This window comes from Vibrio aestuarianus, assembly GCF_012395185.1.
GTDB lineage: Bacteria > Pseudomonadota > Gammaproteobacteria > Enterobacterales > Vibrionaceae > Vibrio > Vibrio aestuarianus.
Window position 1 is genome coordinate 1 of the sequence record NZ_JAAZTU010000033.1, and the last position, 12,283, is coordinate 12,283.

Consider the following 12,283-nt stretch of genomic DNA (forward strand, 5'->3'; position numbering starts at 1 on the left):
TGTCACTTCACCGCCTTCAACCAACTCGGCGTGGTTCACGTCAACCTTCACTTGAACCTGGTCATTACCCAGCTCGTCTTTGTTGATCACGCCATCGTCTGGATTGTTGTCATCCACGATGCTCACGAGCGGTGCGTAGTCACCGTCATTGATGAACACCGTATCAACCGTCGCGTTGTCGCTGCCTTCCTTCGACACGTTGCCGTCGCGGTCGGTCTGCGTCGCATCCACTTTGATGCTCGCACCCTCGGCCACGGTTTCTGTCCAGGTGATGGTGCCATTCTCGTACGTGTATTCTGTGCCAAGCTTGCCTTCGTCGTTCAGGCTCAACGCCACTGTGCTCTCAACGCCACCATTGCTGATGGTCAGGTTCACTGAACCGCCTTCCGCAAGCTCTGCACTGTTCACCGATACGCTCACCTGAACGTTGTCGTTACCCAGCTCGGCTTTGTTGATCACGCCATCGTCTGGATTGTTGTCATCCACGATGCTCACGCTTGGTGCGCCAGCATCTGCGAACATGTCCACTAAATAATCACGGCTAGTACTACCGATAAATTCATTACCAACTCGATCGCTACCGGTAACTGTTGCAGTGATTTGAGTATCTTGAATTAATTCAGAACCTTGAACTTCAACTTCCCATGTTTTGTCACTTAATACACTCGTTTGGTACGAAGTGCCGTTGATGACGACAGTCACCTGATCACCAGGTTCAGCATCACCACCTACAGAGCCAGAAACGCTTACTGTATTCTCACTCTCATTTTTGTTTATTAGGTTGTCTTCAGTAACAGAATTAATAGTGATAGTGCCACGAGAAAATGTATCGACGAGATAAAATTCTGTTGAAGTTGCAGAACCGATATTACCCGCTTGATTAGCTACTTCTACCCTGGCATCTACAACATTATCCGAATCAGCCTGCAGATCTCTTCCATTCACCTCGATGCTGTATCTTCCGTCAACCACACCACCAGAGTATTCAACACCATTGATAATAAGTGTCACCGTTCCAGACGAAAACGATTCGCCAGAGACACTACCAGTCACAATAACCGTCGAGTTTACATCTTGTGCGGTAACGATCGAATCCGATGTGATTGGATCAATATCAATATTGACGTTAATAGGAGTGTTATCAAATGGAGTCGTTTCTATATTCTGTTGATTAAGAAAATATTGCTCTAGTAAGCCTAAACTTTGTGTCTCAGATAAGCCTAATGAAGTCAGTGCTGATGTGTCGAAATTTGTTACAGCGATTATTTCAGCAGCATCACGTGCGATACTGACCGAATCAGTAGGGCTAGATCCATTTGACTCACCAGCTGCGGTTGCAAATTCTTCTCCAAGCTGAGTTGGATCTATCCCTTGCTCTAATGCTGCAAGGATTGCATTTACATCGTCGGTAATATCAGTACCACTACCATCTGGAGCAATTTGACTAATTTGAACATTGGGATTGAGTGTTCCATCATTTTCCCCAAGACTATTCGGGTTCATGATGATCTCACCAGGTAAGGCTTTTTCGCCAGGGTTTAGGATTCGGACATTACCGTTAACATCAACCGCAATGCGTTGGCCAACAGCCAAATTTGAACCCAACAGAAAAGTACTACGTCCCATAGAAAGCCTCATTCAATCCTAGTTATTACAAAAAACCAACAATTTCATACGTCAATCTATTGGCAGTACAATTTGACATTCATAACTTATATAAATTAGCACTTAACACTTAGAAAACAAAGTATGCAGGCTCATACAACATCATTAAAATTGACGGTATAGCGACTCAAGTCACATATTGATATATTGAACTAACATCACATTAAATGATGTTTTTTTGGCATTGCTAGACTAATCTAAATTTTGTTAGTGATTCCTCTCACCTTAATTGAACAAATTTATGTTATATGCTTATGTATTAGTGGCGGATTATTGTTTATTAATGTTATTTTATTTGCGTTTTCGATAAATCGTCTCATTAATGAGACAGCTAATGCCGTAGTATTAGATAACAAAATGTAAGCACCTTGAGGAGCTAGAAAGTGAATTGGACGAAAGTTAAGGTATTAGGCTGTGCTACAGCACTAAGTTTTCCTATTTCTGCGTATAGCCAGACTCTTGAACAGGCAGTATCAATAACGCTTGCAACCAATCCAAATATTAAGAGTTCATTCAACGAGTACGTAAGCAAACGTTACAGCTCTGATGCTTCGTCTGGGGCTTACTTACCAAAGATTGATTTAGATGCTGGCATAGGCTATGAGGCTGTAGATTTAGCATCAGGTATTGATAATGAATTAACTCGCAAAGAGGCGACGATAACATTAACTCAGTTGATCTGGGATGGCTCATCTACATTAAATGATATCGATCGAACAGCTGCAGATGCTGAATCAGTGCGCTTTCAACTACTCGCCGACGCGCAAGACATCGCATTAGAGGTTACCAAGATCTACCTCGACTCAACGAAAGCTTTTGAGATTCTAACGCTTTCCGAAACCAACCTCGCAGTGCATAAAAAAATATATCGTGACATTCAAAAACGCGTTGAGTCAGGAATAGGTTCTACAGCTGACTTATCTCAGGTTGAGGCTCGTTTAGCAAAAGCACACGCAAATTTATTAGCCGCGCAGAATAACTTGTTTGATGTACATACTCAGTTCAAACGTATTGTTGGTCAGACACCTCAAGGGTTAATTTTCCCTCGCGCTGACCAATCAGCTTTGCCTTTTACTATAGATTCAGCGATTGCCAAAGCGTATGAGAATCATCCGGTAATTAAAGTCGCACAGGCCGATGTCGATTCAGCCAAGTTTCAATATAAGCAAACTCAAGGCACAAACTACCCTACGCTCTCTTTTGAAGCAGCTCAGACATGGCGTGATGACGCGGGTGGTATCGAAGGTAGCAGTGATGAATTTTCTGCCATGCTTCGGATGAGATATAACTTGTACAACGGTGGCTCAGATTCAGATCGTACCCAAAGTGCAGCCTATCAAATGAATAAAGCAAAAGATTTAAGAGACAGGACCTATCGCACGGTTGAAGAAGGATTACGTTTGTCTTGGAGCGCACTGGATTTAACTTTACAGCAAAAAGAATTTTTGGCTGATCATGTTGATTCTGCATCCGACACTGTTATCGCATATGAAAAACAATACCGCTTGGGTAAACGTACATTGCTTGATGTATTGAATACCGAGAACGAGCTTTTTGAAGCTCGCAAAGGCTACTTAGATGCGAAATACGATGAACAATATGCAAAATACCGTGTCATGAATGCAACTGGTACACTATTAACAGCATTAAGAGTTGACACTCCGAAAGAATGGCACGAAGCGGTGGAGTATTAAAATGTTAAAATATTTATTGCCGATCATGGCCAGTTCAACACTCATTATTTCTGCAACTTCATACGCTGACGATGAGTATGAGTATATCACCACGCCTTTGGCGACACAGATTGATGATTTACAAGACGACGACAGAGATGGGGTGATTAATGCTCGAGATTTATGCCCTGATACTCCTTTAAGATCAGATATTGATAACGATGGCTGTGGTACCTACATTAAAACCGAAGACCAGCTTCAATTAAGGATCTTGTTTGCTAATGACTCTGCGGATATTAATCCTGTATTTCGTGGACAAATCCGTTCAATGTCAGAGTTTTTAAAACAGTATCCATCGACGTCTATTGAGCTGCAAGGCTATGCAAGTAAAGTAGGAAGCGCTGAGTACAATTTAGCACTGTCGAAAAAGCGAGCTTACAATGTGGAAAATACCTTAATTAGCTATGGTATTAGCCAAAGTAGGATTCGTATCGTTGGCTTTGGTGATACTAACCTTGCCGAAAGTGGCGATGATGAAGTTAGCCATGCTATGAACAGAAAAGTGATTGCAACCGTTGTTGGTCATAAAGGTTCAATTAAGGAAGAATGGTCTATTTTCACTAAACGCGATCAGTAGTCAACAAACGGTATTGATATAAAGGGCATTTTTGCCCTTTTTACTTTCCAAAATTGTAATGTGTTTGACGGCACAAAATGCTATCCTTGCCACGTCGTAACCTTATGAGATAAAGATAATGAGCAAATTAACTGCTGACCTTCAAGCAAACTTAGAACTGTTTGTAGCACAAACAAAAGAAACCCAATTAGTTTGGGGTCTAAAAAACGAAGATGGTTGGCTTGCATGCGACTCTACGGAATTCGAAAACAGTGAAGTGATGCCTTTTTGGTCTGCGAAAGAAGATGCTGAAACTCACAATGTAGAAGAGTGGTCTGATTTTGAAGTGTTAGAAATTCCTTTAGATATTTTTGTTGAAGATTGGCTCATTACGCTGGATGAAGATGGTGTGTTGATCGGTACAAACTGGAATGCAAGCCTAGAAGGTAAAGAGGTTGAGCCTGCTGATCTGGCTAAAATGTACCTTTAACCGTTAGCTGTTATCTTAGATAAATGCTCCGCCTAAGGCGGAGCATTTTCGTTTTATCCTATCAACTATACCTAAACCACTTGAAGTTGCAGGTAGGCGGCAAGTGAGTTCATCCCCATGAGCATAGATACACTATGTGATTGGGGTGAGCGAACGTAGCCAACACCGCTGCAACTTCAAGTCGGAAGGGTATAAGCACTTTCGGTTCACTGCTTGCGTCTGAGTTCATTCATTATTTCAGACTTATTGCTAAGGTAATTATTTAAACCAACCTTGCGTAATTCACATGATGGGCAATCGCCGCATCCATTACCAATAATGCCGTTGTAACAGGTCAACGTTTCATTTCTCACTAGCTCTAGTGCATCGTACTGATCAGCCAGCGCCCACGTTTCTGCTTTATTCAACCACATCAGTGGTGTACTGATCTTAAATTGACGATCCATACCTTGTACTAAAGCACTATTCATTGCTTCAACAAAGTCATTGCGACAGTCCGGATAGCCTGAAAAATCAGTTTCACAAACCCCAGTAATCACAGTATCTGCACCAATTTGGTAGGCGTAAATACCCGCTAAAGTTAGAAATAAAATATTGCGGCCAGGTACGAAGGAGTTTGGTAGACCGTTGTCTTGCAACTCATGCGATACAGGAATATCGTCTCTGGTCAAAGAGCTGATCGCTAATTCATTCAATAGGCCAACATCCATGACTTTATGTGCCGCCACACCTAATTTTGTTGCTAACGCTTTAGCAATCTCAATTTCTAATTTATGACGCTGCCCGTAATCGAAAGTAATTGCATGCACTTCATCAAACTCATTTAAGGCTTGAACCAAACAAGTGGTCGAGTCTTGTCCACCACTAAATACAACAACGGCTTTTTTCATGATTTATCCTTTATGCAATACTGAGATACTTATGAGTTTGGATTGATAAGCGCCAATTTCTCGCAATACATGTATCAATACACAATTGCGTTGCTCTCTCTTTCTGGCTAATCGGTTGCAGAGCGATAATGGTCGATGAAGGTACATTGGCTCTTGAGAGTAACTCATCTAATTGTTCGATATCTTTGGCTGTAGCTACTGGGTGTTTAATTTCATTCGCCCTAAGCAGCGCCGAATCTAAAACGGGTAATTTACCTTTCATGGCCACTTTGGGTGACACCGTAACCCAGGTGCTTTCTGTAGTTTGTATCGGCGATGTTCCACTTGTTTCAATTTGGCACCGGCAGCCTATTGCTTCAAATGCTTGCGCTAGCGGTCGTAAATCATAGATACAGGGCTCGCCACCAGTAATGACAATATGATTAGCTTGATAGCCTTGTTTTTTATAAAGCGAAATAATATCTTCAGCACTGGCTGAACACCAAGTTGGGTTGTCTTGAGTCTTAGCTAAAATGTCATCTGTGGAGCGCTCATCTTGCGGCGTAGCATCCCAAGTTTGTTTCGTGTCGCACCAAGCACACCCTACAGGGCATTGTTGCAGACGAATAAAAACAGAAGGCACACCAGTATAAACACCTTCACCTTGGATGGTTTCGAACATTTCGTTAATTTTGTACAACGTAAACTCAGCCTAACTTGGTATCAAAAATATAGGTCGCTGACCTTAATGGAAGCCTAGCTTCAGGTCAAATTAATCCCCCGCTATTAACTAAAAAATTGCTTAAATCAGTGGCACTGGAATCCTAACTTGAATAAGCTGCACACTTCTTCTTTTTTAAATTTAGGTAAGACATGTACAAACTCATCGCATTAGACATGGATGGCACACTGCTCAATAGCAAAAAGCAAATTACAGAAAGAACCAAGCAAGCTATCGCCAAAGCTCGGGAGCAAGGTATCACCGTGGTACTTGCATCTGGTCGCCCAATAGACGGTATGCGCGATAAATTGGAAGAACTTAATCTGAACTCTAACGATGATTTTGTACTCTATTACAACGGCTCTATGGTGCAAAACATTGGTACTGGTGAAATCATCCACCACCAGATCATCGACGGAAAATCAGCAAAACAAGTAGCAAAACTGGCAAGCCAATTTGGTGTAAATACGCACGCCTTCAGCCAAATACACGGTCTAATTACACCACATATCAGTGAATACACTGAACTGGAAGCAAGAATCAATGGGTTGTCTATCACTGAAATGGACTTTGATGCACTGGAAGATGACCACCCAATTATCAAAGCTATGATCGTCGCCGAACCAAGCCTACTGAGCGATACGGTGGCTAAATTGCCTAAAGAACTGTACCAACAATTTACCATTGTTCAGAGTGCGCCATTCTTTTTAGAGTTTCTCAACACTCAGAGTAATAAAGGTGTTGGCGTTAAAGCGATTGCTGATCACTTAGCAATAGCGGCCGATCAAGTAATATGCATGGGTGATGCAGAGAATGATCACCACATGTTGGAGTTTGCCGGGCTCGGCATAGCAATGGCCAACGCGATGGAGCAAACCAAGAAAATTGCAGATCATATTACGCTAAGTAATGATGAAGATGGTGTTGCTATTGCTATTGAGAAATTTGCGCTCAATTAACGCTGAAGTATTAACCGAATAAACGCCTCATCGTCAATTGGGGCGTTCTATTTATACGCTTTTTTTCTCCATGAGAGAGCAAAAATAACCATCAATACTGGAAAGCGTAGCGTTTCAGCGACTAACGATAGCAAGCCGCTATAGGCAATAAATGTTGCTGCATACGAAATGAGGTAGTTGCCCCCGAGTAACACGATAACGGCTAACCACATTTGCGTCTCCGTCATACGGAACTCTATTTTTTTCATAACCAGCACCAACATTGAAGCAGTGGTCAATATTGCAAGCCACAAAGTGAAAATAGGAAACGGCCATATCACGGTCAAAATCGCGACTGAAATCGTTAAGCCCCACCAAACACCCCGTGAACTCAACAGAGTATTGATATCAACATCAGGCTTCAACTCTAAACGAATGATATGCCATGCTATCAAAAAGCCGAGTAATCCGCCCATTGCCATATCCGTCAAGAATGCTTCACCAATATAAAATTGACTCAACATAAACAGTGACATTATCGCCAAGCATAAGGCAACCCATCGATTCCAATACAACCTTCCATAAGATCTAAGTAAGATAATCCCGACACCAACCCATAACGCCATCGGTAAACTAGGAAATCCATTGCCATAGCCTTGGTGTTGCTCCAAAAAGGGAATATAAGCATGCGGTCTTGGCAAGGTAAAACCTTGCTCTGCAACCAAAGAAAGTATCGATGTCACGGAGACAACAAAAAACATTTTGAAAACGGATTGTTTTCCAAAATAGCCTGCAATCAATGGAAATAAAACAATCAAAAATAAAGGGCTTGCCAATTTTGTCAGCCAATTAGCCATTAGGTTGACACCATTCAACAGTGGTTCTGGCAATAAGGTAACCGCTTGTTGCAGTGACACTATCCAATGTAATTGAATTTGGTGGATCTTAGGCGCTGCCGCCATAAGCTCAGAGACATAATTAACTGGCTGATCCTCAGCTTGAGTAGCCATGTCTATGATAAATTGCCACTGTTCTGGGTAGCGGTACTGGGATGCATTTATTTCATTCGGGTCAACCAACATTGCGCTGGCGACTTCAACTCCGTAATGAGGCGCAAACCAGATCGGTAATTCATGCCCATCGAATACATTCTTGGACTTAAACGCAATAACGTCCGAATCGCTGCGACAGCTATAAATAACCGCACTATCGGTATAGCCTAATACTGCTCCAACCGTCACCACTAAACCGGTTTCTTCCCATGTTTCTCTCTGAGCGGCTAGCTCTGGTGTTTCTCCTGGGGTGATGGTGCCACCAGGTAACGAAATCTGTTTTGTGATGATCTCATTGACCAATACAATCTTGTCATCGGCTTTAACCAAACATAGGGCACCACGAATATTCTTACCCTGTTCTAGCGCAAGACCACTCGTTGAAAACAGCAGTGAAAGTAATATCCCGCTGATCAATAAAAACTGCTTAAACACATTAAAACCTATCAATATCAGCCACCGACCTATTTGTTATCGATTGACTTACGTAACCAATGAATATGATGAGAAAAACCTGACTGCTGATAAAAAGACTGCGCACCCTGATTAAAATCCCACACTTCAACAAAAACTTCGCTTACACCATAGTCTTCAAAAGTTTGTTCTATTTTGTTTAGCAACATCTGCGCGATCTTTTGTTGGCGCTCTTTTGGCTCAACATAAAGCTCATCAATACTTCCCATTTGCACAGGTTGGCTAACTGTCGAGATCAGCTCACAAAAATGCCCCGTAATAAAACCGACAATCGCCCCTTGCTTTTTTGCGACATAAACTAAGCATTCTGGATCATCGAGATAGCGAGCAATGCTTTTCTCTTGTTCTATCTCTTCTGCGGTTTTGAAATATTGCGGGCAAGCGAGATGATGTTCATGGTGAAGGTCATACATTAGTTGGTTCAATGATGCCAAATCGGTATCACCGGCTGGGGCAATCGTTATTTGCGACATATTTTGCACCATGAATGAAGAAAGCTGGGGCACGATTTTATAAGATAGCTCTGAAAAAATACATCTCGACGTAGTCACTTTTCATGCAAACACTTTCTAAAGCTGTCTCATTGTTAAGATATAGAGAACAAAGTACCCTAATAATAATTTAAGTAAATCACTATTTGCTACTCACATTGAAAAACGCCTCACAGCATGTGAGGCGTTAATACCATCGTTAATAAACCTAGTGATGCAGCGCTTTTTCAAGCTCACTAAGGCTAGCTGGATCATCAATTGTTGAAGGTACGGCGTATTCATCGCCATCGGCAATTTGACGAATCACCCGTCGTAGAATTTTACCTGAACGCGTTTTGGGTAAACGTTCGACCACCAAGGCATGCTTAAAGCAAGCGACTGCTCCAATCTCACTACGCACTTTACCAATTAACTCTTTTTCTAATTCCAGCTCATCGAGCTTGATACCATCTTTAAGTACCACCAAACCCAATGGCAACTGCCCTTTCAGTTCATCGTACACACCAACGACTGCACATTCAGCAACAGCAGGATGCGCACCGACAATTTCTTCCATTTCACCCGTCGATAATCGATGCCCAGCGACATTGATCACATCGTCAATTCGCCCCATGATAAACAGATAACCGTCTTCATCGAGATAACCACCATCACCGGAAACATAATAACCTTCAAATTGCGCTAGGTAGCCGGATTCAAAACGATCATGGTTGCGCCACACTGTCGGCAAACAGCTTGGTGGTAGCGGTCGTTTAAGTGCAACAAACCCTTGTTGATTTGCGGGTAATATTTCACCAAATTCATTGAGAATTTCAACCTGATAACCGGGAAGCGGCTTAGTTGCAGAGCCGGCCTTAACTGGCATAAGTTCTAAACCAGTAGGGTTACCCGCTATCGCCCAGCCGGTTTCGGTTTGCCACCAATGGTCAATAACTGGTTTGTTGGTGTGCAGTTCTACCCACTCTAAGGTCGGTGGATCAAGCCTTTCTCCGGCCATAAAAATAGTTTTTAACTTGGACAAATCATAACGCTTCAAACCATCGCCATTAGGATCTTCTTTCTTAATGGCCCGAAAAGCGGTAGGGGCAGAGAATAGCGCTTCGACTTGATACTCTTCACACACTCGCCAAAACGCGGCAGGGTCTGGTGTCCGCACCGGTTTCCCTTCATACAAGATAGTGGTACAACCATGAATAAGCGGCGCATAGACAATATAGGAGTGCCCAACAACCCACCCCACATCCGAAGCTGCCCAGAATACTCCGTTTTGCGGCATGTTATAGATAGTCGACATCGAATACTTCATCGCTACCGCATGACCACCGTTGTCACGCACCACGCCCTTCGGCTTACCTGTCGTACCAGAAGTATAAAGAATATAAAGCGGATCAGTTGCTAACACCGGAACACAACCGTGAGGAAGTGCAGCTTTAACCGCGCTATTCCATTCAATATCTCGCTCATGGTTTAGTTCAGCCACATGCTCGGAGCGTTGCAATACCAACACTTTTTCTGGCTTCCAGTGACTGTCTAAAATCGCGCGATCCACCAGCGGTTTATAAGGCAGAATCTTATCGACTTCGATACCGCACGATGCCGTCATGATCACTTTCGGCTCGGCATCTTCAATTCGCACTGCCAGTTCATTGGGGGCAAAACCACCAAAGACCACAGAATGAATCGCGCCGAGTCTTGCACATGCGAGCATTGCCATCGCAGCTTCAGGGATCATCGGCATGTAGATGATTACCCTATCGCCTTTAGTCACGCCTTGTTCAGCCAGCATGCCAGCGACTTTTGCCACTTGGTTACGTAATTCGGTATATGTATATTGGCGTTTTCTGCCCGTTACAGGAGAATCATAAATCAAGGCGGTTCGTTCACCTCGCCCTTGTTCACAGTGATAATCCAACGCCAGCCAACAGGTATTAAGCACACCATCAGCAAACCAGCGTTCAATACCGTTGCTGTCTTTTTGTAATATGGTTTTCGGAAATTCAAACCAATCAATCTGTTTAGCTTGCGTTTGCCAAAATGATTCTGGTTCGGATTGAGCCCATTGATATTCCTTTAAATATGCAGACATAACATTTTCCTTCACGTCATTTTTCTATTTTAAAGATGGACTCTCACCCAACCTTCCATTAATACTCGCGCACTACGACTCATTACCGCCTTTTCTACCGTCCAATTATTATTGATTCTGGTAGCACTCGCCCCCACTTTCAATGAGCCCGATGGATGACCAAAAGTGACCGACTCTTTTTCGCCGCCACCGGCCATCATATTCACCAAAGTTCCGGGCACACAAGCGGCTGATGCGATGGCGACCGCCGCCGTACCCATCATGGCATGATGCAGTTTGCCCATCGATAAGGCTCTGACCAGAATATCCACTTCGCTTGCAGAAACCGCTTTACCGCTCGATGACAGATAGTTTTGCGCTTTTGCCACAAACGCGACCTTTGGCGTATGTTGACGTTGCTGTGCCTGTTCGAGATGTTCAATCAATCCCATTTTTAATGCGCCATAAGCACGAATCGATTCAAACATCGCCAACGCTTTTTCATCGCTATTGATTTGATCTTGCAGCTCAATACCTTGATAACCAATCGCATTCGCTTCAACAAAAATGGTTGGAATGCCTGCATTAATCATGGTGGCTTTTAAGGTGCCTAAACCGGGTACTTCCAGATCATCAACCAAATTTCCTGTTGGGAACATGGAGCGATTATCATCTGCCGCTGTATCTGCGGGGTTGATAAAATCAACCTGAATTTCGGCAGCAGGGAACGTCACGCCGTCTAATTCAAAATCGCCCATTTCTTGTACTTCACCATTACAAATCGGCACATGCACTAAAATGGTTTTTCCAATATTCACTTGCCACACGCGCACCGTTACCACACCATTATTGGGAATGCGCTCTTCGTCGATAAAGCCACTATGAAGGGCAAACGGGCCTACTGCAGCGGAAAGATTGCCGCAATTTCCACTCCAATCGACAAACGGTTTATCGATAGAAACTTGTCCGAACAGGTAATCAACATCGTGATCGTCTCGCTCGCTTTTACTGACAATGACGGTTTTACTGGTGCTCGATGTAGCCCCCCCCATGCCATCAATCTGCTTAGCATAAGGATCAGGGCTACCAATCACACGTAGCAACAGCTGGTCTCTGATTTCTCCAGCTTGTTGCGCAGCTTGTGGTAAATCTTCTAATCGAAAGAAAACGCCTTTGCTCGTACCACCACGCATATAGGTAGCTGGGATTTTTAATGATTTACTCACTTA

11 protein-coding genes are annotated in these 12,283 nt (G+C 43.2%); 4 read left to right on the forward strand and 7 right to left on the reverse strand.

The window, feature by feature from the left end:
* Positions 1 to 1,626, reverse strand: a 1,626-nt coding sequence (locus HGG78_RS14730) for an Ig-like domain-containing protein (RefSeq protein ID WP_172533345.1), incomplete at its 3' end; no start/stop codon positions are given.
* Positions 1,627 to 2,048: 422 nt separating this feature from the next.
* Here HGG78_RS14730 and HGG78_RS14735 point away from each other — a divergent pair.
* The 3 genes from HGG78_RS14735 (at position 2,049) to HGG78_RS14745 (ending at position 4,444) form a co-directional block, all read left to right on the forward strand.
* Complete coding sequence (locus HGG78_RS14735) at positions 2,049 to 3,359, forward strand: TolC family outer membrane protein (RefSeq protein ID WP_053309852.1); 1,311 nt, start codon at positions 2,049 to 2,051, stop codon at positions 3,357 to 3,359.
* A gap of 1 nt (position 3,360) precedes the next feature.
* Entirely contained in the window at positions 3,361 to 3,975 is a 615-nt protein-coding gene (locus tag HGG78_RS14740; RefSeq protein WP_172533346.1) for an OmpA family protein, read from the forward strand.
* Positions 3,976 to 4,093: 118 nt separating this feature from the next.
* Positions 4,094 to 4,444, forward strand: a complete 351-nt coding sequence (locus HGG78_RS14745) for a DUF2750 domain-containing protein (RefSeq protein ID WP_053309854.1) — start codon at positions 4,094 to 4,096, stop codon at positions 4,442 to 4,444.
* 206 nt (positions 4,445 to 4,650) lie between these two features.
* Here the strand turns inward: HGG78_RS14745 and queC are convergent, their stop codons facing one another.
* Positions 4,651 to 5,334 carry a 7-cyano-7-deazaguanine synthase QueC gene (gene queC / locus HGG78_RS14750; RefSeq protein ID WP_172533347.1) on the reverse strand — a complete coding sequence of 228 codons (684 nt, stop codon included), beginning with the start codon at positions 5,332 to 5,334 and terminating at the stop codon, positions 4,651 to 4,653.
* A gap of 10 nt (positions 5,335 to 5,344) precedes the next feature.
* Positions 5,345 to 5,995, reverse strand: a complete 651-nt coding sequence (queE, locus tag HGG78_RS14755) for a 7-carboxy-7-deazaguanine synthase QueE (protein ID WP_172533348.1) — start codon at positions 5,993 to 5,995, stop codon at positions 5,345 to 5,347.
* Positions 5,996 to 6,186: 191 nt separating this feature from the next.
* Between queE and HGG78_RS14760 the strand changes: the two genes are divergently transcribed.
* Positions 6,187 to 6,993, forward strand: a complete 807-nt coding sequence (locus tag HGG78_RS14760) for a Cof-type HAD-IIB family hydrolase (RefSeq protein WP_172533349.1) — start codon at positions 6,187 to 6,189, stop codon at positions 6,991 to 6,993.
* 47 nt (positions 6,994 to 7,040) lie between these two features.
* Here the strand turns inward: HGG78_RS14760 and HGG78_RS14765 are convergent, their stop codons facing one another.
* The 4 genes from HGG78_RS14765 to prpF form a co-directional block, all read right to left on the reverse strand.
* Positions 7,041 to 8,459 carry an NUDIX domain-containing protein gene (locus HGG78_RS14765; RefSeq protein ID WP_172533350.1) on the reverse strand — a complete coding sequence of 473 codons (1,419 nt, stop codon included), beginning with the start codon at positions 8,457 to 8,459 and terminating at the stop codon, positions 7,041 to 7,043.
* A gap of 29 nt (positions 8,460 to 8,488) precedes the next feature.
* Positions 8,489 to 8,971: a GNAT family N-acetyltransferase gene (locus HGG78_RS14770; RefSeq protein WP_053309859.1), complete on the reverse strand. Its 483-nt coding sequence runs from the start codon at positions 8,969 to 8,971 to the stop codon at positions 8,489 to 8,491.
* A 226-nt stretch (positions 8,972 to 9,197) separates the two neighbouring features.
* On the reverse strand, positions 9,198 to 11,075 hold the full coding sequence (locus HGG78_RS14775) for a propionyl-CoA synthetase (RefSeq protein WP_172533351.1): 1,878 nt from the start codon (positions 11,073 to 11,075) through the stop codon (positions 9,198 to 9,200).
* 29 nt (positions 11,076 to 11,104) lie between these two features.
* The gene (gene prpF / locus HGG78_RS14780) at positions 11,105 to 12,280 is read right to left on the reverse strand and encodes a 2-methylaconitate cis-trans isomerase PrpF (RefSeq protein WP_172533352.1); all 1,176 of its coding nucleotides are present in this window, start codon (positions 12,278 to 12,280) and stop codon (positions 11,105 to 11,107) included.
* Positions 12,281 to 12,283: the final 3 nt, after the last annotated feature.

Excerpts from the sequence above, each read along its gene's own strand:
- HGG78_RS14740 (WP_172533346.1), top strand. The coding sequence starts at position 3,361 with ATGTTAAAATATTTATTGCCGATCATGGCCAGTTCAACACTCATTATT.
- HGG78_RS14745 (WP_053309854.1), top strand. The coding sequence starts at position 4,094 with ATGAGCAAATTAACTGCTGACCTTCAAGCAAACTTAGAACTGTTTGTA.
- queC (WP_172533347.1), bottom strand. The coding sequence starts at position 5,334 with ATGAAAAAAGCCGTTGTTGTATTTAGTGGTGGACAAGACTCGACCACT.
- queE (WP_172533348.1), bottom strand. The coding sequence starts at position 5,995 with ATGTTCGAAACCATCCAAGGTGAAGGTGTTTATACTGGTGTGCCTTCT.
- HGG78_RS14760 (WP_172533349.1), top strand. The coding sequence starts at position 6,187 with ATGTACAAACTCATCGCATTAGACATGGATGGCACACTGCTCAATAGC.
- HGG78_RS14770 (WP_053309859.1), bottom strand. The coding sequence starts at position 8,971 with ATGTCGCAAATAACGATTGCCCCAGCCGGTGATACCGATTTGGCATCA.
- HGG78_RS14775 (WP_172533351.1), bottom strand. The coding sequence starts at position 11,075 with ATGTCTGCATATTTAAAGGAATATCAATGGGCTCAATCCGAACCAGAA.